At 72.2% G+C, this 22,188-nt stretch carries 16 protein-coding genes; 7 read left to right on the forward strand and 9 right to left on the reverse strand.

What is annotated here, in order from left to right; all coding sequences use genetic code 11:
* Nucleotides 1-32: 32 nt before the first annotated feature.
* The 4 genes from CDO52_RS21350 to CDO52_RS21365 all read right to left on the reverse strand — a co-directional run bounded on the left by CDO52_RS21350 (nt 33) and on the right by CDO52_RS21365 (nt 5,084).
* The gene (locus CDO52_RS21350; protein WP_017619762.1) at nt 33-962 is read right to left on the reverse strand and encodes a hypothetical protein; all 930 of its coding nucleotides are present in this window, start codon (nt 960-962) and stop codon (nt 33-35) included.
* A complete protein-coding gene (locus tag CDO52_RS21355; RefSeq protein WP_017619763.1) occupies nt 962-2,131 on the reverse strand; it encodes a homogentisate 1,2-dioxygenase in 1,170 nt (389 codons plus the stop codon). The genes CDO52_RS21350 and CDO52_RS21355 overlap by 1 nt, the downstream gene beginning before the upstream one ends.
* A gap of 57 nt (nt 2,132-2,188) precedes the next feature.
* Entirely contained in the window at nt 2,189-3,922 is a 1,734-nt protein-coding gene (locus CDO52_RS21360) for an FAD-dependent monooxygenase (protein ID WP_017619764.1), read from the reverse strand.
* Between the two features lie 202 nt (nt 3,923-4,124).
* On the reverse strand, nt 4,125-5,084 hold the full coding sequence (locus CDO52_RS21365; RefSeq protein WP_017619765.1) for an MBL fold metallo-hydrolase: 960 nt from the start codon (nt 5,082-5,084) through the stop codon (nt 4,125-4,127).
* Nucleotides 5,085-5,462: 378 nt separating this feature from the next.
* Between CDO52_RS21365 and CDO52_RS21370 the strand changes: the two genes are divergently transcribed.
* Nucleotides 5,463-7,343 (forward strand): gamma-glutamyltransferase family protein, encoded by a 1,881-nt coding sequence (locus tag CDO52_RS21370; RefSeq protein WP_094932642.1) that lies wholly within the window; start codon nt 5,463-5,465, stop codon nt 7,341-7,343.
* A 149-nt stretch (nt 7,344-7,492) separates the two neighbouring features.
* Nucleotides 7,493-8,218 carry an IclR family transcriptional regulator gene (locus CDO52_RS21375; protein ID WP_017619767.1) on the forward strand — a complete coding sequence of 242 codons (726 nt, stop codon included), beginning with the start codon at nt 7,493-7,495 and terminating at the stop codon, nt 8,216-8,218.
* A gap of 437 nt (nt 8,219-8,655) precedes the next feature.
* On the opposite strand, the gene CDO52_RS21380 is transcribed toward CDO52_RS21375, so the two are convergent.
* The 3 genes from CDO52_RS21380 to CDO52_RS21390 form a co-directional block, all read right to left on the reverse strand.
* Nucleotides 8,656-9,852, reverse strand: a complete 1,197-nt coding sequence (locus tag CDO52_RS21380) for a C40 family peptidase (RefSeq protein ID WP_193373683.1) — start codon at nt 9,850-9,852, stop codon at nt 8,656-8,658.
* Nucleotides 9,853-10,029: 177 nt separating this feature from the next.
* Nucleotides 10,030-11,730: a bifunctional 3'-5' exonuclease/DNA polymerase gene (locus CDO52_RS21385; protein WP_094932643.1), complete on the reverse strand. Its 1,701-nt coding sequence runs from the start codon at nt 11,728-11,730 to the stop codon at nt 10,030-10,032.
* A 38-nt stretch (nt 11,731-11,768) separates the two neighbouring features.
* Complete coding sequence (locus CDO52_RS21390; protein WP_094932644.1) at nt 11,769-12,674, reverse strand: 2-hydroxyacid dehydrogenase; 906 nt, start codon at nt 12,672-12,674, stop codon at nt 11,769-11,771.
* A 211-nt stretch (nt 12,675-12,885) separates the two neighbouring features.
* Here CDO52_RS21390 and CDO52_RS21395 point away from each other — a divergent pair, with 211 nt between their 5' ends.
* Nucleotides 12,886-13,476: a PadR family transcriptional regulator gene (locus tag CDO52_RS21395; RefSeq protein ID WP_017619772.1), complete on the forward strand. Its 591-nt coding sequence runs from the start codon at nt 12,886-12,888 to the stop codon at nt 13,474-13,476.
* An 86-nt stretch (nt 13,477-13,562) separates the two neighbouring features.
* Here the strand turns inward: CDO52_RS21395 and CDO52_RS21400 are convergent, their stop codons facing one another.
* Together CDO52_RS21400 and CDO52_RS21405 are read right to left on the reverse strand one after the other, a co-directional pair.
* Nucleotides 13,563-14,381 (reverse strand): TrmH family RNA methyltransferase, encoded by an 819-nt coding sequence (locus CDO52_RS21400; RefSeq protein WP_017619773.1) that lies wholly within the window; start codon nt 14,379-14,381, stop codon nt 13,563-13,565.
* Nucleotides 14,382-14,430: 49 nt separating this feature from the next.
* Nucleotides 14,431-14,949 carry a hypothetical protein gene (locus CDO52_RS21405; RefSeq protein ID WP_017619774.1) on the reverse strand — a complete coding sequence of 173 codons (519 nt, stop codon included), beginning with the start codon at nt 14,947-14,949 and terminating at the stop codon, nt 14,431-14,433.
* 332 nt (nt 14,950-15,281) lie between these two features.
* On the opposite strand from CDO52_RS21405, the gene CDO52_RS21410 reads away from it, so the two are divergent.
* The 4 genes from CDO52_RS21410 (at nt 15,282) to CDO52_RS21425 (ending at nt 22,158) form a co-directional block, all read left to right on the forward strand.
* On the forward strand, nt 15,282-16,994 hold the full coding sequence (locus CDO52_RS21410) for a substrate-binding domain-containing protein (RefSeq protein WP_017619775.1): 1,713 nt from the start codon (nt 15,282-15,284) through the stop codon (nt 16,992-16,994).
* Nucleotides 16,995-17,254: 260 nt separating this feature from the next.
* The gene (locus CDO52_RS21415) at nt 17,255-19,027 is read left to right on the forward strand and encodes a substrate-binding and VWA domain-containing protein (RefSeq protein WP_017619776.1); all 1,773 of its coding nucleotides are present in this window, start codon (nt 17,255-17,257) and stop codon (nt 19,025-19,027) included.
* Between the two features lie 322 nt (nt 19,028-19,349).
* A complete protein-coding gene (locus tag CDO52_RS21420; protein WP_193373684.1) occupies nt 19,350-20,012 on the forward strand; it encodes a hypothetical protein in 663 nt (220 codons plus the stop codon).
* A 166-nt stretch (nt 20,013-20,178) separates the two neighbouring features.
* Entirely contained in the window at nt 20,179-22,158 is a 1,980-nt protein-coding gene (locus CDO52_RS21425) for a DUF2510 domain-containing protein (RefSeq protein ID WP_094932645.1), read from the forward strand.
* The last annotated feature ends 30 nt before the right edge of the window (nt 22,159-22,188 follow it).

A 22,188-nucleotide genomic window follows, 5' to 3' on the forward strand; every position in this document is an offset into this window, starting at 1 on the left:
TGTCGGTGGCGCGGTCGGCCCACGCCGCCTTCTCATATGTCCCAGGACCCCAGCAGCCCCAGCCGCCCGGCGTCGCGCACGGGGTCGCCGGTGCTGCACGAGCCGTACCCGACGAACAGCTCCCGGGCTCGCGCGGCGGTGGCCGGGTCCAGCCGGAGGATCTCCCGGGCCAGCGCGTCCGCGTCCCGCTCGGCGAGCGCGGACCGCACCTCCGCGCTGCCGCCGCCGTCGGCCGCCACGGCGCTGGCCAGCAGCAGGTTGAGGTACCCGTGGTGGGTGAACCTCGTCTTCGGGTCGGTGTGCCGGGCGGCGTGGTGCAGCCCGGCCGTCGCCTTGAACGGGACGCCGTGGTCGCGGCAGGCGGTGATGAAGTCGTCGAGCTCGGGGATGCTCGGGAACAGGTCCGCGCGCACCCCGCCGCAGCGGACCTTGGCCCCCAGCGGGCGTGCCCCGGCGAGGACGGCCACGGCGTCCAGCCAGCCGGGGCCGCGCTTCGGCTCGAAGTAGACCGTGCGGATCCGGCCGCCGATCTCCCCACTCCGCAGCAGGTGGGCCGCCTTGCGGATGTCGGCGGCGTCGGCCGGGATCTCGCAGTGCGTGACCCGGATCCGCGGGTCAGGGTCGGGCAGCGTCCCGGCCACGCCCGCCTCGCGCGCGAGGATGAGTCCGACGTCCATCCGCTCGCCGAGTTCGGTGGCGCCCGCGTCCCCGTCACCGTCCGGCCGCCGCCCAGGGCCCGGCCACCCGATGTCGGTGAGCCGCCGGCGCAGCTCGTCCCAGCGGTGGGCCGGGCACAGGAAGCGGTGGGTCAGCATGGGGTGGGCGACGATCCGGTCGGACCGGTGCCGCTCGACGGCCTGCGCCATGGGCAGGGCCGTGGGCGGGAACAGGCCGGCGTCGTCGACCAGCCCGCGCAGCAGGGTCTGCGCGGCCGTCTCCGTCGTCCCCGTCGGGCCCGCCATCACCGCGCCCAGGTCCAGGCGTAGCCGGGGTCCTCGGCCTCCCGGCCGGCCGGGCCGATGTCGAGCGGCCGGAAGGTGTCGATCATGACCGCCATCTCGCTGGTCTCGCGCGCGCCGATGGCCGCCTCGGCGGCGCCGGGCTGCGGCCCGTGGGTGAACCCGGCCGGGTGCAGCGAGATCGAGCCGATGTCGATGCCCGACCCCTTGCGCGCCGCGTAGTCTCCGGCGACGTAGTACATGAACTCGTCGCTGTCGACGTTGTGGTGGTTGTAGGGAATGGGCACGGCCTCGGCGTGGAAGTCCAGCGGGCGCGGGCAGAACGAGCACACCACGAAGTTGGGGCCCTCGAAGGTCTGGTGGACGGGCGGCGGCGCGTGCGTCTTCTTCACGATCGGTTCGAAGTCGTGGATGTTGAAGGCGTACGGGTAGAGGTAGCCGTCCCATCCGACGACGTCGAACGGGTGGTGGGCGAAGGTCATCCGGGTCAACCCGCCCCGCGTGCGCACGAGGACCGGGGTAGCGGACTGGGCCTCGCCCCCGTTGACCACCATGGGCCCGTCCGGGCCGCGCAGGTCGCGTTCGCAGTAGGGCGCGTGCTCCAGGAACTGCCCGTAGTTGGACAGGTAGCGCTTGGGCGGGCGGATGTGCCCGGAGGCCTCGATCACCAGGGCGGTGACGGTGCCGTCGGGAACCCAGCGGTGGATCGTGCCGGTCGGGATGGTGACGTAGTCGCCCTCCCGGGCCTCGATCACGCCGTAGGTGGACTCGAAGCGGGCCGCGCCGGACTGCACGTAGACGGTCTCGTCGCCCACGGAGTTGCGGTAGAGCCCGCTGGGCGCGTCGGTGCGCGCGAAGCTGAGGCGCACGTCGCCGTTTCCGGCGAGCAGCCGCCGCCCCTCGACCAGGTCGCCGCCGGTCTTGAGGTCCTGGGTGCGGAAGTGCCGCGGCGCCAGCGGCATGTTCGGCGTGGTGTCCGCCATGTCGGCCGGGACGTCCACGGGTTCGGACTTGACGATGGCGGTGGGCAGGAAGCGGTGGTAGAGCAGCGAGGAGTCGGAGGAGAAGCCCTCCTCCCCCATCAGCTCCTCGTAGTAGATGCCCCCGTCGGGCTTGCGGAAGACGGTGTGGCGCTTGCGGGGAACCTCACCGACCGCGCGGTAGTACGGCATCGTGAGTTCCTTTCTCTTCGGTGTCCGCGCCGGTCCCGGCGCACGGGCACGGGGTGGTCACGGCTGGATGAGGGCGGGCGATTCCTGGCCGCAGGCGCGGCGGATGGCGGCGAGCACGGCGTCCGCCGCCTCGGCGTGGTCGGAGGCGGCGGCATCGAGGACGGCGCACAGGTGGGCGTCGGGCCGCACCACGTGCACCGTCCCCGCGGAGCACCGCAGGGCCGCGGCGAGCGAGCCGTCGATGTCGATGTCCTCCAGGGCGTAGGCGGCCACCTCCACCGGAAGCTCGGCGGTGGCGTCGGCCAGGGCGCGGGCGCGGCCCGCGCCGGCGGTGATCAGCGTGAATCCGGGGCCGAGGAGTCGGCGCAGGCGGGTGACGGTCGTCTGCCCCGGGACACGGGCGGGGCCGTCGGGGCAGATCACGCCGGGGACGGGGGGACGCGGCCGTCCGGCCTCGGCCGGAATGGGTTCCTCGACGTCGGGCGGGGTGGTCAGCGGCGACGCGGGGTACCAGAACGGCTCGGCGAGCTTGCCGGAGTCGATGCGGTCGCGGGCGGCGCGGTCGGTGACGGCGCGCTCCAGCGTCTCGCGGCGGCGCCGGGTGTCGGCTTCGCCGTGGGGGACCAGGAAGCGCATGGTGTCGCCGGTGACGCGCAGGTTCTCCTGGGCGGCGGCCCAGCGCTCCGCGTGGTAGCTGGAGAGCAGTGTCTCAGCGGCCTCGGGGGCGACGACGCGGGCGTAGGCCAGCTTCCAGCCGAGGTTCTCGGCGTCGTGCACGCCGCTGTTCAGCCCGCGCGCGCCGAAGGGAGCGTACAGGTGGGCGGCGTCTCCGGCGAGGAACACCCGGCCCTCGCGGAACGACTCCGCACAGCGCTCGTGGAACCGGTACACCGACGACCACACGATCTCGTAGGGCTGGTCGCCGACGATCTTGCGGATGCGCGTGTCCAACGCCCCGCTGGCGCGTTCCTCGTCGATGTCGTAGCTGTCGGGGACCTGCCAGTCGATGCGCCAGGTGGAGTCGGGGCACTGGTGGACCAGGACCTGGCGGCCGGGGTTCCACTCGGGGTCGAAGAAGAACCGGCGCTCGTTGGGGAACGGGAGGTCGGCGCGGATGTCGCAGATGAGGAACCGGTCGGCGAAGGAATCGCCGGGGAAGTCGACGCCGAGCAGGTGCCGGATGGTGCTGCGGGGGCCGTCCGCGCCGATCAGGTGGGAGCCGCGCGCGGCGAAGGGACCGGAGGGGGTGTCGGCGGTGGCGGTGACGCCGTCGGCGTCCTGGCGCACGCCGGTGACCCGGTGCCGGTAGCGGATGTCGATCAGCGGCTCGGCGTGGGCGCGGCGCAGCAGCTCCTGCTCGACGCGGGCCTGGGAGATGTTGATCCACGGCGGCAGGTGGACCTCGCCGCTCATGGCGGGGAAGGTCACCGTGCGCACTTCGTGGTGCCGGTAGTAGGTGCGCGCGGTGGTCCAGGTGACGCCCTCGGCGAGCAGCGGGGCGGCGGCGCCCATCCGGTCGAATGCGTCCAGGACGTCGCGCTGGAAGCAGATGGCCTTGGATCCGGCCCTGCGGAAGTAGTCCTCGCCGCGTTCCGCCTCGGCCTCCAGCACGAGTGAGGGGACGCCGAAGCGGGCGAGGGTCAGGGCGCCGCACAGTCCCACCGGGCCGGCTCCGGCGATGAGTACCGGCGGAGCCGTGCCGTCCGGCGTGCTTCGGGCTCCCTCGCCGGTCGCGGGTTTGCGCGGGGGGCCGTCATCCGGCGCCGCCGGAGACGGGACAATGGGCGTCATGGTTGCTCCTGGTTGATCCGACTGAGGAGTGCCGCGCCTGCCGGGCACCGCTGTTCTCCTCGCGCCGGGTCGGACCGCCATCCGACCCGTCGGAGTCGCGTGTGCCCGACGGCGCCCTCCCCGCGGCCGGTCCGCCAACCGGCCGCGGGGCCCGTGTTCGTGGGGCTGTTCGTGAACGTCGCTATCTGGTTCCTTCCCCGGCTCAGTCCTGCAGTCGCGCCCACACCTCGCGGTCGCGCTCGGCGGTCCAGATGGTGGGCCGCTCCACGCCCTCGTACTCCTCCCACAGTCGCGCGACGTCGAAGGGGAGGCAATGCTCGAAAATCGGCCACTTGCCGAACTTCGGGGCGAGCGCGGTGTGGGCGGCCTCGAAGGCCTCCTTGAGGGTGCCGCCGCGCTTGTGGACCCCGCCGACCTGCTCGCGCATGGTGTCGAGGAACCCGCGCGTCTGGTCGACGGCGGCCGCGCACGCGTCGGCGCCCTTGGCCACGGCCCCGCGCCCGCCGATCAGGGCTTCGGCGCCGAAGTCGGCCACGCGGTCGAGCGTCCCCGTCGCCCAGTCGTGGTGGAAGGCGTCGCCGGTGTAGAGGGCGGCCTGGGCCTCGACGAGGTCGCCGGTGAACAGGATCTTGTGCTTGGGCAGCCAGGCGACGATGTCGCCCTCGGTGTGGCCGCGCCCGCAGTACTGCAGCACCAGGTCGCCGCGGTCGCCGCCGAGGTCGATGGTGAAGCGGTCGGAGAACGTCGCGGTGGGCCAGGTCAGGCCGGGGATGGAGTCGGGTTCGGCGAACAGCCGGGGCATCCGCCCGTACTCGCTGGCCCAGTCCTGTTCGCCGCGCTCTGCGATGAGGGCGTGGGTGTTCTCGTGCGCGACGATGACATCGGCGTCGAAGGCGCTCGCGCCGAGCACCCGGACCGCGTGGTAGTGCGAGAGCACCAGGTAGCGGATGGGCTTGTCGGTGTGCTCGCGGAGCTTCTTCAGCCAGGTGCGCGCGGCGACGGGGGTCGCCAGCGCCTCGAAGCAGACGAGGAAGTCCTCGCCCTCGATGGCACCGACGTTGGGGTCGCCCTCCGCGGTGAGCGCGTAGACCCCGTCTGCGAGGACCTCCAGGGTCTGCTGCTTCTCCTCCAGGTCCGCGGAGCTCGCGAACGGCTTGGCCATGCGACCGCACTCCTTGTGATCGATTATCGAACTCGGTGTTCCTATTTAGAGTCAGAGTACGTGTGACCCGGACCACCGACAAGGGGCCGACGGAGGTTTTCCTACCCGGCCGCACGCGCGAAGGCGAAGCCCCCCGTAAATCTTTCGTGTTCCTCCGGCGCCATTCCCACGGGATCCACCGCCCGGACCTCCACATTCGTGACAGAACGCAGAATGCATGAAATTTCAACCTGAATCGCCATTCCTCACTGGAATTCCGACGGGTAGCCTTGCCGAACCCCCGTCACCTGTCGGCGCGAGAGAACGGGACGCAACGCACCCGAGCCGTCGGGACGCCCCACGCCCCTCCGGCGGCCACGGCACACGGAAGGCGATCGCATGCCCGACTTCACCACCCGGCCCGAACTCCGCGGCGACTTCGGCATGGTGTCCTCCACCCACTGGCTGGCCAGCGCGACCGGGATGTCGGTGCTGGAACGCGGTGGCAACGCCTTCGACGCCGCCGTGGCGGCGGGCTTCACCCTGCAGGTGGTCGAGCCGCACCTCAACGGCCCCGGCGGCGAAGTCCCGGTCCTGTTCCACCCGGTGGGCGGCGCCCCCACGGTGCTGTGCGGCCAGGGCCCGGCCCCGGCCGCCGCCACACTCGCGGCGTTCGACGGCCTCGACCGGATCCCCGGCAGCGGCGTACTCCCGGCCTGCGTCCCGGGGGCCTTCGACGCCTGGATGCTGCTGCTCCGCGACCACGGCACGCTCGCCCCGCGCGACGTGCTCAGCTACGCCATCGGCTACGCCCGCCGCGGCTATCCGGTCCTGCCCCGGATCGCCGCCAAGATCGCCGAGGTCCGCGAGGTGTTCGCCCGGTGGTGGCCCGGCTCGGCCGCGCTCTACCTGCGCGACGGCCGGGCACCCCGCCCCGGGTCGTTCCTCGCCAACCCCGTCCTCGCCGCCACCTACCAGCGCGTCGTTGAGGAGTCCGAGCGCGCCGCGCGCACCCGCGAGGGACGCATCGACACCGCCCGCCGCATCTGGCGGGAGGGCTTCGTCGCCGAGGAGATCGTCTCCGCCCTGGCCGAGCCCGTGCCGGACCAGACCGGCACCCGCCACCGCGCCCTGCTCGACGGCGACGATCTCGCCGCCTGGCGCGCCACCTACGAGGACCCTGTCAGTACCGACTACGCCGACCACACCGTGTACAAGACCGGGCCGTGGGGCCAGGGCCCGGTGTTCCTGCAGCAGCTCCGGCTCGCCGAGGCGCTGGGCACCGGCGCCATGGACGTGCTCACCGCCGAGTTCGCGCACGCCGTCACCGAAGCCGGAAAGCTCGCCTTCGCCGACCGCGAGGCCTGGTACGCCGACCCCGCTCACGCCGACGTCCCGCTCGACGATCTGCTCGGTACCGCCTACGCCGAGCGGCGGGCCGCGCTGGTCGGGGCCGAGGCTTCCCTCGAGCTGCGGCCCGGCTCCCCCGGCGGGCGCACCCCCTTCATCCCCGCGCCGCGCAGAGCCGCTCCGGACGCCCCCGACGGCCCCGGAGGAGAACCGACCACCGGACGCACCGGCGAGCCCCTGGAGAGGACCGTGAACGGGCGGGCGACCACCAACGGACACGCCTCGGCCACGGGCCTCGACGACCTGGAGCGGCGGCCGGGCCCGCGCCCCTCGGCCGACCAGCGCGGCGACACCTGCCACCTGGACGTCGTGGACCGCCACGGCAACATGGTCGCGGCGACGCCGAGCGGCGGCTGGCTCGCGGGATCGCCCGTTATCGCCCGCCTCGGGTTCCCGCTCGGCACCCGCGGCCAGATGTTCTGGCTGGACCCCCGCTCGCCCGGGGTCGTCGCGCCGCGCAAGCGGCCCCGCACCACGCTCTCCCCCACCCTGGTCACCCGGGGCGGAGACCCGGTACTGGCGTTCGGCACACCCGGCGGCGACCAGCAGGACCAGTGGTCGTTCACCTTCTTCCTGCGCCTCCTGCACGGCGGGATGAACCTGCAGGAGGCGATCGACGCGCCGATGTTCCACGGCAACTCGTTCCCCTCCTCGTTCCACCCGCGCGAGATGGCCCCCGGGGAACTGGTCGTGGAGTCCAGGGCCGGGGAACGGGTCATCGACGCCCTGCGCGCCCGGGACCACCGCGTCGTCGTGTCGTCCCCCTGGTCGCTGGGACGGTTGGCCGCCGTCGGGCGCGATCCCGCCACCGGGGTGCTGTGCGCCGCCGCCAACCCGCGCGGCAACCAGGGCTACGCTGCGGGGCGCTGAGCCGCCACCGGCGACCCGCGGGTGCGTTATGCCACCATGGGGCACATCTCCAGGGAAGGCGGGCGGAGCGCCGGGACCCCCGCCAGGCGGGCGAACCGGTGCCCCGACCGACCGGCGAGACCACACCGAACCGGCGACGAGGAGTCTGGATGACGGAGAGCGGGACCGCGGCCGACAGCGGAAAGCGGGCGGACGCGCCAGGAACGCGCTCACAGACGCTCGACCGCGGCATCCGCGCGCTGGAGGTGCTTCACGAGGCGCCCGGCCCGATGAGCATCGCCGAGCTGGCGCGTGCCCTGGAGGTGCACCGCTCCATCATCTACCGCATCCTGCGCACGCTGGAGGACCACCGGCTGGTCAGCCGCACCCGGGACGGCACCTACGAGCTCGGCCTCGGCCTGCCCGCGCTCGCCCGCGGGGTGTCGCGGGGCCTGCAGTCCGCGGCGCTGCCCGCCCTGTCGTCGCTGGCCGACGCCACCGGGATGACCGCGTTCCTGGTGGTGCCCAGCGGGGACAAGGCCATCACCCTCGCCAACGTGGAGCCGCGGCAGTCGGTCGCCCACATCGCCTACGCACCGGGCATGCGCCACCCGCTGGACCGCGGCGCCCCGGGGCTGGCCGTGCTGGCGGCGCTGCCGGCGCGCGAGGACGAGCGCGCGGAGGTCGGGCAGGTCCGCGAGCGCGGGTGGGCCTACTCGCGCAGTGAAGTGCTGCCGGGGATGTCGTCGGTGGCCGCGCCGATCTCCACGGCAACGGACGTCGCCTCGGTCGCGGTGATCTACCTCGAATCGGCGTGCCCGGATGAGCGGGACCGGCAGGAACTCGGCGAACGGGTTCGTTCGGCGGCCAAGGAGATCATGGCCGATTTGCCCTAGGGCGGAAACTTCCGCCCTCCTTTTCGGGGGAGAAGGGGGACGGGTTACGCTCTTGCCAAATCGGTCGGTCGCTGCTTTCCTAGTCCGGTAGGCCGATTCAGTTCTATTTGTGAGCCGATCGTCCGATATTCGAATACCTTCACGCAGGGCCGTTTCGCTGGCTCCCCCTCCCTCAGTGACTGCCCTGCTTCCCCTCCTCGCCGAGGCCGACCTTCCCCTCCCGGACGGCATCTTCGGCCAGGAGCGAAGGGGCGGTGCCGGCGCGGCACCGCCCCTTCACCCTTCGCAGGGGATCGATTCCGCAGTGACCGGATCCGGCCAGAATCCGGCCCGATGCCACTCCACGCACACAGCAGCGCCGCTCCCCCATCCGTCGAAGGGAGACCGGCGCCGTCACGGTTTCGGCCCGCCGCGCCCGCAGGCGCGGGGGCGGCGGTTCAGTCCTGGACGTGCACGCGCACCACGCCGGCCATGTTCTTCGTCCGGACATCGGTGACCCGAACGTTGAGCCCGGTGCGCGGGGCCTCCAGCATCTTGCCGTCGCCCAGGTAGATGGCCACGTGCGAGATGTAGTCGGGCGCGGTGGGGTCGTTCCGCCAGAAGATGAGGTCGCCGCGCTGAGCGTCCTTGTACTCCAGGTGCTGCCCGGCGTACCACTGGTCGTGGGTGACGCGCGGGATGGCGACACCGTTGCGCGCGAACGCCCACTGCAGCAGGCCCGAGCAGTCGAACCCGCCCTCCGCCAGGGACTCACCGCCCCAGACGTAGGGCACGCCGACCATGGACTCGGCGTCGCCGATCACGCGCTCCATGGTGGAGCCGCCGACGGGGCGGCCCGCGGCGTCCGACGGGCGCGGATCGGGGTTCTCGGCGAGCAGCTGCAGCGAGGCGTCCTCACCCAGCGTCTTCTCCAGGTCGTCCTTGAGGTCCCACAGGTCGGCGTCGGGCGCGGAGATGATCAGCCCGTTGCCCTGGGGGAAACCAAGTTCCTCGGCGGTCGCGCGGGAGATGATGGCGTCGATCCCGGCCACGCCGGAGGTGGCGTGCGTCCAGACCTCGCGGGTCACCTCGCCCTTGGCCCCGGCGATGTCGACCTCGCTGCCGACGTCCAGCCCACGCTGCTTGCCCGCGTCGTCGGAGAGCGCGACGCGGCCCTCGGCGATGCCCTGCCAGATCTCATCGGACTCGGCTGAGGGCCGGGGCGCGTAGTTGCGGAACTCCGAGGGGTCGACGCCGAGCACCGCGGTGCTCTCGTCGTCGATGTTCACCCGTGCCGCGTCGACCACCTCGACGCTCTCCACGCCGTCGAGCTCGGCCACCTTGGCGACGGTCTTCTCGGACAGCGCCTTCGGGGACACCGCGAAGTACTCGCGGGAGCGCGCCTTGTCGAACGGGGCGACCTCGACGTCGTCATCGAGCGTCGCGGTGTCCGCGACCTCGGGCGCGCCGTCCTGCGCGCGCTCCGTTCCGGAGGCCGCGGTGGTGGGACCGGCCGCCGCGCCCTTCTGGGCGTCGATCGGCGGGCGGTTGCGCACATGGGGTTCGGGGGCGGCCCAGGCGGGAGCGCCGAAAGCGGTGAACGCGACCGCGAAGGCGGCCGTGGTTCCCACGCACGATCTCAGCCGGTGACCCACCATCAACCTCTTTCCAGTGCCCTAGGTGATCGAGTGTGTAGAGGGAGAAGTATGCCGTAAAAGGATGAGTGGTGACAGTTTCCCTCTTCAAGCGCATCCCGGTGAACGATTGACATACGACGCCTCATCCATTCCCCGTCGCGGTGGACCCTATGCCGACCGCTCCGGCGTGAACCCTCACGCATCGGCGTAGCACTCCACGACCGCGATATCCAGCGGAAACCTCACCGGCGTGGCGCCGAAGACGAGCGTGCGGGCTTCCTCGGCCGCCTCCCGGACCTGCTCGACGGCGCTGTCGGCGATCGCCTGCGGGACGTGCAGCACCAGTTCGTCATGCTGGAAGAAGACCATCTGCGGGACACCGTGGGAGGTGTCGAGGCCGGTGAGCCTGCGGCGCACCGCCGCCATGAACACCAGCGCCCACTCCGCGGCGGTCGCCTGGATCACGAAGTTCCGGGTGAACCGCCCGCGCGACCGCGCCTGGCGGGCGCCGTCCGGCCGCTCCCGCCCGTTGTCGGCGGCGGCCACGTCGTCGCCGAAGACGATGCGCCGCCACATCGCCGACGGCGGCGGGCTGGTGCGGCCGAGCCAGGAGCGGACCAGCCGCCCCTCCTCCCCCGCCCGGGCCGCGTCGTCGACGTACTCCATCGCGCGCGGGTAGGCGTGGCGCATGGTGCGCAACAGCGGGGCGGCGTCGCCGCCGGTCTGCCCGTACATCGCCGAGATCATCGCGACCTTGGCCCGGTCCCGGTCGCCGCCGAACGCGTCGGCCAGCGGCGCGTAGAGGTCGTCGGCCTTGGCCGCGGTGGCGAGCGCCGTGTCCCCCGAGACGGCGGCGAGGATGCGCGGCTCCAGCTGCCCGGCGTCGGCGCTGATCAGTGTCCAGTCGGGGTCGGCGACCACCGCCCGGCGCACCACCTTGGGGATCTGCAGCGCGCCGCCGCCACGGGTGGCCCAGCGCCCCGAGACCACGCCGCCGACGATGTAGTCGGGGCGGAACCGGCCGTGGCGCACCCACTGCTCCAGCCACGTCCAGCCGTTGGCCGCGTGGAGTCGGGCGAGTTCCTTGTAGCGCAGCAGCAGCGGGACGACGGGGTGATCGACGCGTTCGAGCGCCCACGATCGCGTGGACTCCACCGGGTGCCCGATGGCGGCGAACGCCTTGACCAGCTGCGCGGGGGAGTCGGGGTTGACGTCGCGGCCGAACTCCGCCGAGATCCGCGTGGCGAGGTCGGCCAGCACCGGGGGGCGCGTCGCGCCGGTGGGCCGGGGGCCGAGCTGTTCGGTGAGGATGGCGTCGTGGACGTCGGCCCGCCAGGGGACGCCCGCGTGCGCCATCTCGACAGCGGCGAGGGCACCGGCCGACTCCACGGCGCACAGCAGCGCGAAGCGGGACGGGTGGGGGAGCTCGGCGATGCGGCGCTGCTGGTCGGCGTGGACCTCGATGAGCGCGGTGAGCCGGTCGACGTCGGGCGGGACGGTGCACAGGTCGGGTTCGAACAGGGTGGGCTGCGGCTCGGCCCCCTCGCCGGGGCGCTGCCCGGGATCGGGCGGGACCTCGCGCCCGTGCAGCCGCGCCCACGCGGCGCCCAGTGAGCGGGGTTCGCCGCATCGGCCGTGGTAGGCGAGGAGCAGGGACTCCACCAGGGCGACGTCGTGGCAGCGGGAGACCCGCAGCGAGTGGTCCATGAGCGCCGAATACAGCTCCTCGGTCGACGCCCAGACCCAGCGCGCCGTGCCGCCGGTGTGCTCCTCGTAGTCGGCGATCGCCCCGGAGAGGTGGCCGACCCGCCACAGGCTGCCCTCCCCCGCGTCGCTGGAGCCGACCTCGCGCAGCCTCCCCCCACCGTGTCCGTCCGACACCACCGCTATGCGCATGGCCCCAGTGTGGCCGGGCCGACGGACATTTCCCAGTCTCAGCGCCGGGTGGGGACCACGTTCCGCAGCGGCTCGCCCGCGGCCCAGCGCCGCACCTGGGCGTCGACGAAGCTGCGGGCGCGCGGGTAGAAGGTCGCCGATCCCCCGGCCACGTGCGGTGTGATGGCCACGCCGGGCGCGTCCCACAGCGGGTGGCCGGCGGGCAGCGGCTCGGGGTCGGTGACGTCCAGGGCCGCGCGGATCCGGCCCTTCTCGGCGAGCAGGGCGGCGGTGTCGATCAGGGGGCCGCGTCCCACGTTGACCACGAGCGCGTCGTCGGCGAGCAGCGCGAGCTCCGTGGCTCCGATGATCCCTTCGGTCTCGGGGGTGTGCGGGGCGACCAGCACGACGATGTCGGCCTGCGGCAGCAGCCGGTGCAGGTCGGCCACGCCGTAGACGTCCCGCTCGGGGCGCGCGGTGCGGGCCACGCGGATGACCTCGCACTCGTTGGGCCGCAGCCGCTCCTCGACGGCCGCGCCGATGCTGCCGTAGCCGATGATGAGGACCCGCGATCCGGCCAGCGAGCGCGTGTAGTGCGGATACCACGTGTGCGCCTCCTGGTCGATGGACCATCGGGGCAGTTCACGCTGGGCGGCGAGCATCAGCGCGAGGGCGTGCTCGGCCGTGCTCGCGTCGTGCAGTCCGCGCCCGCTGCACAGCGTCACTCCGTCGGGCAGCACGCCCAGAACATGCTCGTATCCGGCGGTGAGCAGCTGGACCACGCGCAGCCGCGGCATCCGCTCGATCAGGTCGACGCGCTGGGTGCGCCCGTAGGGCACGACGTAGAAGACGACGTCGGACAGGTCGCCGGAGGGCTCGCCGCCACCGTCGTACACACTGCCGCGGACTCCCTCCGGCAGGTTGCGCAGGTTCTCCTCCCACGGCACCAGCACACGATCGGCCATGCTCTTCCCATCCCCTCATGCCAGGCTGTCGCGCCCCACCCTAGATCGCGGCGCACGGCACCCGACCACCGCGAGCCCGCCGCACGTGGCCGTCCGCCGCCCAACCCCGACCGCGCCGGAATTCGGACATCCGGAAACGCCGGTCCGGTCGCGCGCCGCCGATTACAGTAAGCGGCATTTCCACCCACGCCGACCCCCAGGGAGCGGTGGCATGATCCCCGATTCCGGTTCACCCCGGTCCGACCCTCCTGATCTGCCCGTGAACTCGTGGGCCATTCTGGGACTGCTCTCCTTCGGCCACGGGCTGTCCGGTTACCAGCTGCGCCAGTGGGCCGGAAACATCCTCGGATACTTCCACAGCGTCCCGGCGATGAGCCAGATCTACACCGAGCTCAAGCGCCTGGAGGCGCACGGGTTCGTGCGCCCAGTCGGCACCGACGTCGGTGCCGACCACCGGTCGCGCCGCAGGTACGTGATCACCCCCATCGGGCGCTCCGCGCTCTCCGGCTGGATCCGCGCCTCCCCGGTCGAACCCGCCACGTGCCGCAACGGGGCTCTGCTGCGGGTCTGGCTCGGTGAGCACAGCGATCCGGCGCGGCTCCGCGAGATCATGCGGGAGCACCGCGACCGCAGCGAGGAGATGCGGACCTCAGCGTCCCGTTCGCGCGAGGATACCGAGACCCCCTACGTTCGCCACCGCTACGCCGACATCGTGATGCGCTGGGCCGAGCGCCGCTACGCGGCCGAGCGGGACATCGCCGACCAGATGCTCAGCGAACTCGACGCCCTCGACCACGACTGACACCCGCCCCTTCCCCCGTTGATCTCGGAGATAATGGGGTCTCAGAGGCGATTTTCACCCCAATATCTCCGAGATCAACGGGGAATCTAGGACACGGTGCGCACCAGCTCGTAGCAGGCGATCGCCGCCGCGGCGGTGACGTTGAAGGAGTCGACGTCGCGCCCGGCCATCGGGATGCGCACGCCGACGTCGGCCTCGTCGAGCCAGTGCGAGGACAGCCCGTCCCCCTCGGTGCCCAGCAGCAGGGCGATCCGCCGGTCCCGCCCGGCGCGGTCGAGCGCCTCGGCCAGCGGCAGCGATCCCGCGCCGGGGGTCAGTGCCAGCAGCCCGAAGCCCCGTTCGCGCACCGGCTGAAGTCCGTCGTACCAGTCGTCCAGCCGGGTGTAGGGCTGGGTGAACACCGCCCCCATCGACACCTTGACCGAGCGCCGGTAAAGGGGGTCCGCGCAGCGGGGGGCCAGCAGGATGGCGTCGATGCCCAGCCCGGCGGCGCTGCGGAAGATGGCGCCGACGTTGGTGTGGTCGACGATGTCCTCCAGCACGACGACCCGGCGGGCGCCGCGCAGGACGTCGTCGACGGCGGGCAGCGGACGGCGGCGGAAGGACGCCAGGGCACCGCGGTGCAGGTCGAACCCGACCAGTGACGCGGCGACGTCCTCGGTGACGATGTAGAGCGGGGCGTCGACGGAGTCCAGCACGTCGTCGAGGGCGTGCCGGCGGCGGTCGGTGAGCAGCATCGACCGGGGTTCGAACCCGGCGCGCAGCGCCCGCCGGATGACCTTCTCTCCCTCGGCCATGAACAGGCCGTGCTCGGCCTCCAGGCTCTTGCGCAGGTTGACGTCGCGCAGCCGGACGTAGTCGGCCAGGCGTTCGTCCGACGGGTCGGGAACCTCGATGACGCTCATGACCCCCAGTATCGGCCCGCCCGGAGGTGGTCGGGGTCGCGCGAGGCTGCTAGCCCAGCGGCTCGGTGAGCGGGCGCAGCCGCTCCCAGCGGGCCTCTTCGCAGGAGTTGGTGCGCTTGACGGTGGTCTCGATCTCCACGCCGTCCCAGACGCCGGTGATGGTGGCCTCCTGCGGGCCGTACTCCTTGTCCCGGCACACCGCGTCGTCGGCGACCTCGACGAACGGGTTGCTCTCGCTGTCCTCGCCGTCGGGGTCGACCGTCAGCTCGGCGACCTTCGCGCAGGCGGCGGGGTCGGTCGCGGTGTTGCCCTCGCAGGTGAGGTTCTGCACGTAGGCCTGGGTGCGGTCGGTGACGTGGACCTGGAGCCGGCCCACGGGGCCCGCGGGGATGTCGGTGAGCTCGCTCACGGCGCTGACCTCGGACTCCACCGCGGTCGCCGGCACCACGGGCACCAGGGAGGTGCCCACGACGAGGAGGTAGCCGAGCGCTCCGGCGCAGCACAGCGACGCCAGGAGTGCGGTGCCCGTCGTCCGGGGGGATCGACGGTGGGGGTTCAGCTTGGACATGGCCGCCACTCTATGCAGTCGTACCGATGATTCGGGCCGTATCGGCGCAACATCCCAAATGCCCCTTACCTGCGCGCCACCCCCCGAGCACCGGCCACCACGGGATGCCGCAGCTGCGGCGGCCCCCGGCGTGATCCGGAGCACTCGAACGCGCGGTTCCGGCGTGCGCCGAACCCGCATCCTAGCCATGCCTCAGCCGCCAGGTCACCTCCCGTCCTCAGTTCGATCACGTTCGCGCTCGACTCTTTCCACCCGCGTTACCAGGCAGTAATGTCACGCTCACGCACGTGCCGCGCCTACTCGGAGTTGATGTGCCCACTGGACGACATCGCATGGCCCCTGGACCCGGCGGCCCGCCGCCCGATGAGAAGCGCGGGGTACTGCGCTCCCCGCTCGGGATCATCGCGGTGGCGGCCGGGATCGTCGTCCTGCTCGGCATCGCCGTTCCCGTCGGACTGCGCTACCTCGGCTGCGGGGAGACCCGCTATCTGCGGGTGGCCACCACGCTGAGCATGACGCCGGTGCTGCAGGAGGCCGCCGACGAGTTCAACGACGGCGACCCGACCTACTCCGGGGTCTGCGTGTTCGCCCAGGCCAAGGAGATGGCGCCGCACCGCATCACGACGGAGCTGTCCGGGGGCGGCACCGGCCGTTCCACGCTCACGCCCGACGTGTGGATCCCGGAGTCCTCGGCCTGGGTGGAGCTGACCCGCGTCTCGGAGTCCGGGGCGCGCGCCATCGAGACCACGCCCCGCCCGCTGGCCACCTCCCCGGTCGTTCTCACGGCGCCCGAGGACGCCAAGGGCGTGCCCGACCCGGAGCGCGTGAGCTGGAAGGAGATCCTGCCCGGCGAGCGCTCACCCGATCGGCCGATGGTGATGGTCGACCCCAACCGCGGCGTCGACGGGATGACGGCGATGTACGCGGTGCGCCAGATCCTCGGACGGGGCGACAAGGCGGACACCGCGATGACCGACTTCGTGCACGACGTGCAGCGGGACACGGCGTTCGGCGAGATCGACCTGACCGGGGTTTACCCCAGCGCACTGGGGGTGGACCCGCTGACGGTCGTCCCCGAACAGGCGGTGGTCCGGTACAACGACCGGACCTCCAACACCCCGCTCCAGGCGCTCTACCCCACCGAGGGAACGGTCGAGCTGGACTACCCCTACGTGTCCATCGGGGACGACCCGGTGATGCGGGCGGCCGCCGACGACCTCTACGACCTCCTGATGGGTGACACCTACCAGGACCGGCTGCGCGACCTGGGGTTTCGCGACCCGGACGGCACGGCCTCCGGCGACCTGGGCGACCGCGAGGACATCATCGCCGAGCCGCCCGCAACGCACGACGACCTCACCGGGGACGCGCTGCTGGGCGCCCTGGAGGACTGGAACCGGCTGTCCATGGCCACCCGCGCGCTGGTGCTGGCCGACGTGTCGAAGCACATGAGCTCCGACCTCAACGGCGGGCCGTCCCGCCTGCAGGTCACCAAGGACGCCGCACAGCTGGGCCTGACGCTCTTCCCCGACCGGGCCGACATGGGCCTGTGGCTGCTCTCCAGCGGGTTCGGTTCCTCGGGCCGCGACGAGGTCCGGGGCATCGCCGAACTCGGCGGGTCCGACCGCGAGGACGCGAGCGCGACCCGGCGCGAGGCGCTGAGCGGGATCGCCGAGGACATCTCGGTCGAGGGCGGGGAGCCGCAGCTGTACGACAACATCCTGGCGGCCTATGAGGAGGTGGAGGACGCCTATGACGAGGAGAAGATCAACACGGTCATCCTCCTGACCGCCGGGCAGGACGGCGGGTCCAGCGAGATCTCGCAGCAGGAACTGGTGGCCGAGCTGCAGGACCGGTTCGACCCGGACCGGCCGGTGACCATGTTCATCATCGCGGTCGGCGACCAGCCCGACGAGAGCGGGCTCCGCGAGGTCGCCGCCGCGACCAGCGGTTCCCTGTTCGTCACCGACGACCCCGACGAGATCGGCGAGATCTTCCTGAGCTCGGTGTCGCGGCGCCTGTGCGTGCCCAACTGCGACGAGTAAGCCCTTTCCTACGCACCACCGAATTAGGTCACGATGAAGTAACGGTATCCACGTCCGAAACCCCAGAAGCACCCCCGTGATCGGGTGGAAGCGCAGGTCACGACCGCACGGCTGACCGGGCCTTCAGGGGCGTTGCCAAGATCACCCGACGGTCGGAAACGCCCGGAGTTCCCCACCGCTCCCGCCTTCTCCCTCGATGCGGTCTTCAGTACCGTTCCGATCCACACCCCCATTCGCATCACACCCCCCGTGAGGAAACCTTGGGACGCCATCGCGAGAACTACGCAGGTGACGAGGGCCGCCCGGCCCGCAGAGAGCAGAGCCGCACCCGGCGCCGTCGGGGACGCGGCGGCGCCTTCGTCGCTCTCGCGGCGGCCTTCGCGATCATCCTCGGCCTAGGGATCACCGGCTGGTACACGGTGAACAACCAGGACGGCTGCGGCGGCAAGGACATCCCGCTGAGCGTCGTCGCCAGCCCGGAGCTGGCCCCGGCCCTCGACCGTGTCACCTCGGAGTTCAACGACGCCAAGCACGGCGTGGACGGCCGCTGCGTCCGCGTCGAGGTGCGGGGCGAGGACTCCGCCAACGTCGCCTACGGCATCACCGGCGCCGGGCCGACCCTGGGCGACACCGACTCCGACGTGTGGATCCCCGACTCGCGGCTGTGGCACAACATCGTCGAGAACCACAATGGCGGGGCGGCCCTGACCGACACCGGGACGTCCGTCGCCTACTCCCCGCTGGTGCTGGCCCAGCCGGCCGCCGCGGCCAAGAAGTCCGACGAGGAGCCCTCCTGGGACGCGCTCGTGCCGACGGCCGCACCGACCGGGGGCACCTCGACCAACGCCGTGCGCGTCGTCGACCCCATCCGCAGCGCGTCGGGGATGGCCACGCTCGCGCTGATCTCCGACGCCATCGGCGGTGAGGAGAAGGACCAGCCGCAGCTCGTCGCCGCGCTGCAGACCCTGCAGCGGGGGGTGACCCCCGACGAGAAGGCCGCGTTCGGCGTGCTCAGCCAAAACAGCGACACCCCGCCGCTCATGGTCCTCTCCGAGCAGGCCGCCTGGCGGTACAACGCCGACCACCCGGACGCCCCGGCCCACGTCACCTACCCCGAGGGCGGTACCTACACGCTCGACTACCCCTACATCGTGCGAGCCGAGGACCCGATCCTGTCGCGGGCGGCCGAGACCTTCCGCGCCGCACTGTCGGGCAAGAGCGTCCAGAAGGCGATGCTCGCCGAGGGGTTCCGGACCGCCGAGGGCACGGCCGACCCCGACGTACTGACCTCCGAGAACGGTTTCCAGAAGAAGGCGCCGGAGAGTCTGCCCGACCCGTCGTCGGGCACCGTGGAGCAGCTCGGGAAGGCGTGGAACCAGCTCAAGCTCGACACGCGCCTGCTGACCATCGTCGACATCTCGGGCTCCATGCTGGAGACCGTGCCCGGCACCGACAAGAACCGGATGCAGGTCACCACCGCGTCCGCCATCCAGGGGCTGGAGATGTTCCCGCCCGAGTCGGAGCTGGGCCTGTGGGAGTTCTCCACCGCCCTCAACAACGAGCTCGACTACCGGGAGCTGACACCGGTCCGCGAACTGAGCGCCAAAGGCGACGGGGGCACCCACAAGCAGGGGATCGCCTCGGCGCTGGGCAAGCTCGAACCGAAGCCCGACGGCGACACGGGGCTGTACGACACCTACCTCGCCGCGTTCCGCGAGATGTCGCGCAACTACAAGGCCGACCGCATCAACGCCATCCTGATGCTCACCGACGGCAACAACGACGACCCCAACGGCATCTCGCTCGAACACCTCCTGCAGACGCTGCAGACCGAGGGTTCACGGGAGCGGCCGGTGCCCATCTTCACCATCGCCTTCGGCCCGGACATCGACCCCGCGCCCCTGGAGAAGGTCGCCAAGGCCACGGGGGGTGCCACCTACACCACCAAGGACCCCACCGAGATCGGCGACATCTTCCTCCGCGCCTTCGCCCAGCGCCTGAAGGGGCCGGAAAGCTCGGAGGACGACGGGTAAGCGAGCCACCGCGGCAGCGGAGGGGTTGCTGGCCTTTACCGTCCGTGGCCAGATCCGGCCACCAGATCGTGGTGGCCGGATCTCCGCACGCCCACAGGGTCCGTGTGGTTCTTCCGGACCCACCCGGGTCGTCCCGGCGTGCGTCCATGTGACGTGGCCTGCCACGTCACATGGGACCCACGTCCACCCCGTGCGCAAACCACCAGATTTCCACGCGATCGCAATCTTCACGGTCACGGAGATCCCGGCTATGGACTCGGCCGTCGTTTTGGCGTACTCAGAGTAGTGCGGTAGGTGTGCGATCGGTGAGAGGGTGGCGACCGTGGCCAACGCGTGGATGCCAGGCGCCGGACGAGTCCACTGCACGACCACCGGGGGCCTCTATAGAGGAGGCGCCCCTCGGGCCGTATGGCTGACCGCGGAGGCCGATCCCACCACCCATTCGGCCCGGACCATCGCCGGACGCTACAGCGACAAGGAACCCACCGCCCACCTGGTGTGGAACCCGGTGACCGGGGAGACCGTCCAGCTGCTGCCGGCCACGGTGCCCGCGATCGGCCGCCTCGGCTGCGACCCGGACCCCGCCCGCGAGGGGCGGATCTGCCTCGTCATCGAGGTGATCGGGCAGGCGTCGGACCCCTTCACCGACCGCCCGCTGACCGGCGTGGACCCCATCCTGTCGTGGCTGGACTCCTGGGAGGTCGCCCGCACCTGGCCGGCCGGACCTCCGCCCCCGCCGGACAGGCCGCCCTATCAGCGCACGGCGACCGCGCGCCTGTGGGCGCTGGGCGGGCATTTCGGCCATTCCCAAGTGCCCGGTTCCCGGGCCGCCGGCCCCGGCGCGATCTCGCCCGATCGGCTCCTGGGCTCCCACCTGCCCGGGCTCCTGGGCAAGACGGAGGAGCACAACGCCCCCGCCACCGCGCACGCCTTCGTGCCCAGTGACAACACCACAGGACCGCATCCGGCGATGGCGCACACGTGAGCCGAAAGCGCTGACGCCTACGCCCATCCGCGCCCCTCGACCAGCCCGCACAGCCCCGCGGTCCGGACGGAGCGTGACGTTACGCTCCGTCCGATGCCCGGCCACTCTGGGACGATGGGCGGACCAGTGGTTATCGCCAGTCCCATAACCCCTTAGTCTGTCCGCCATGGGTGGATCGATCGAGCCGGGCTGGTATGCGGATCCGCACGGCGAACAGGGCATGCTGCGATGGTGGAACGGCGAGGAATGGACACAGCACGTCCGCTCGCTCCAAGAGCTGCAACAGGCGGGACAGCCGGAACAGAGCGCCTCGGGCACGGACGACGCAGAGGCGACCGCCGACCTGAGCGGCGCGATCCCCGGCGGTGACGCGCCGGGACGGACGACCTCGGGTCCCACCGCTCCCCCGTCGGCCGACGAACCGAGCACGATGCGCATCGACCCCGCGCATCTGTCGGCCTCCACCACTTCGTCCAACGACGAGCCGCAGACCATGCGCTTCGACCCCGCGCAGCCGTCGGCCCCGACGAACGCGGGCGCGGACGACACCGAGTCGACCGCCGACCTCAGCGGCGCGCGCGGACCGGCTCCGGCCACCCCCGCGGGCGATGAGCCGAGCACGATGCGCATCGATCCCGGCCAGTTCGGCGGACCATCCACTCCGGCCACCCCGATCGGCGACGAACCGCAGACCATGCGCGTGACGCCGCCCAGCGACCCGTCGACCACCGTTCCCGTCAACGACGTCCCCGCAGCGGACGCGGGCGCGGACGGCTCGACGATGCGGATCGACCCCAACGCCGCCCAGCAGTACGGGTCCGGTGCCCCCGCCCCCGGCGACGACGACCCCACCGTGGACGTCACCGGCGACGCGGCCGGATCCACCATGCGCGTGGACCCCTACAGCGCCGATGACGGCCCCACCGCCGACCTCAGCGACGACGCCCCCAAGACGGCGGTGTTCGGCTCCGGGGACGCGCCCAAGACGGCCGTCTTCTCTCCCGACGCTTCGAGCGACGACGCACCCAGGACAGCGGTCTTCAACCCTGACGACGCGACCTTCGCGGCGCCCAGCGGCGGCGAGGACGCACCAGAGGAGAAGGGCTCCAAGTTCAACAGGTTCCTCGGCGACCTCAAGGAGGGGATCTCCGAGATCGCCGAGGAACGAAAGCAGCAGAAGGAAGAACAGCGCAAGAAGGCCGAGGAGGAAGCCCGGAAGCGCGCCGAGGAACAGGCCAAACAGGCTGAGGAGGCCGCCAAGCGCCACGCCGAGGAACAGCAGCGGCTGGCCAAGGAGGCGGCGGAACGCCCGCAGGCAGGCCCTTCCGGAGCAGCGGGAGCAGCAGGCGCGGCGGGCGCCGCCGGAGCCTTCGGAACGCCGCCCGGCACTCCCCCTTCCGGCCCGCAGCAGCCGTACGGCGCGCAACCGCCGTCAGGCGGGTACCCCGCCGCTCAGCCGCCGTCCGGCGGGTATCCCAGCGCCCAACCGCCGTCGGGCGGCTACCCCAGCGCGCAACCGCCATCGGGCCCCCACCAGCCCTTCGGCGGCCAGCAGGGCGGCGGCTACCCCGGCCACCAGCCGCCCCCCGGCCGCCAGCCCACCGGTGGGCACCCCGGCGGACCGCAGGCGTTCGGCCCTCCGCAGTCGGGTGGATACCCGGGCCAGCGGCCCGGCTACCCCGGCGCGCAACCGCCCTCCGGCCCCCAGCAGTACCCCGGCTACCCGCAGCAGGGACAGCAGGGTCCTCCCCGGGCTACCCGCCGCAACCTCCGGTCGCGCCCAAGAGCACGGCCGCAAGAAGAAAAAGAACAAACAGCAGCCGCCGTCGGCCCAGCCCTACCCGGGCGGCCCCCAGCGCGGCGCCTACCCGCCCGGCCCGCAGGGCGGCCCGGCTACCCGCCGCAGCCTCCTCAAGGCCGCGGCGGCCAGCAGTACCCAGGACGCCCCCCACAGGGCGCCCCGGGCTGGGGCGGGCCCGCTCCCTACCCGCAGCAACCGCCGAATAAGAAGAAGGGCGGCTGCGGGGGCTGCATGGGCTGCTTCCTGTTCGTGATCCTCCTGCTGGTCATCGTCGTCGGCGGCCTCGGCTACCTGCAGTTCGGCGAGGGCTACGACATCCTGGGCGCGTTCGGGATCTACATCTAGCCACGACCTATGCGGGCGGCCCGGGTGAGC

The sequence above is a fragment of the Nocardiopsis gilva YIM 90087 genome (assembly GCF_002263495.1).
Classification (GTDB): domain Bacteria; phylum Actinomycetota; class Actinomycetes; order Streptosporangiales; family Streptosporangiaceae; genus Nocardiopsis_C; species Nocardiopsis_C gilva.

Coding starts and splice junctions, on each gene's coding strand:
- CDO52_RS21350 (WP_017619762.1), bottom strand. CDS start 962: ATGGCGGGCCCGACGGGGACGACGGAGACGGCCGCGCAGACCCTGCTG.
- CDO52_RS21355 (WP_017619763.1), bottom strand. CDS start 2,131: ATGCCGTACTACCGCGCGGTCGGTGAGGTTCCCCGCAAGCGCCACACC.
- CDO52_RS21360 (WP_017619764.1), bottom strand. CDS start 3,922: ATGACGCCCATTGTCCCGTCTCCGGCGGCGCCGGATGACGGCCCCCCG.
- CDO52_RS21365 (WP_017619765.1), bottom strand. CDS start 5,084: ATGGCCAAGCCGTTCGCGAGCTCCGCGGACCTGGAGGAGAAGCAGCAG.
- CDO52_RS21370 (WP_094932642.1), top strand. CDS start 5,463: ATGCCCGACTTCACCACCCGGCCCGAACTCCGCGGCGACTTCGGCATG.
- CDO52_RS21375 (WP_017619767.1), top strand. CDS start 7,493: ATGACGGAGAGCGGGACCGCGGCCGACAGCGGAAAGCGGGCGGACGCG.
- CDO52_RS21385 (WP_094932643.1), bottom strand. CDS start 11,730: ATGCGCATAGCGGTGGTGTCGGACGGACACGGTGGGGGGAGGCTGCGC.
- CDO52_RS21390 (WP_094932644.1), bottom strand. CDS start 12,674: ATGGCCGATCGTGTGCTGGTGCCGTGGGAGGAGAACCTGCGCAACCTG.
- CDO52_RS21395 (WP_017619772.1), top strand. CDS start 12,886: ATGATCCCCGATTCCGGTTCACCCCGGTCCGACCCTCCTGATCTGCCC.
- CDO52_RS21400 (WP_017619773.1), bottom strand. CDS start 14,381: ATGAGCGTCATCGAGGTTCCCGACCCGTCGGACGAACGCCTGGCCGAC.
- CDO52_RS21405 (WP_017619774.1), bottom strand. CDS start 14,949: ATGTCCAAGCTGAACCCCCACCGTCGATCCCCCCGGACGACGGGCACC.
- CDO52_RS21410 (WP_017619775.1), top strand. CDS start 15,282: ATGGCCCCTGGACCCGGCGGCCCGCCGCCCGATGAGAAGCGCGGGGTA.
- CDO52_RS21425 (WP_094932645.1), top strand. CDS start 20,179: ATGGGTGGATCGATCGAGCCGGGCTGGTATGCGGATCCGCACGGCGAA.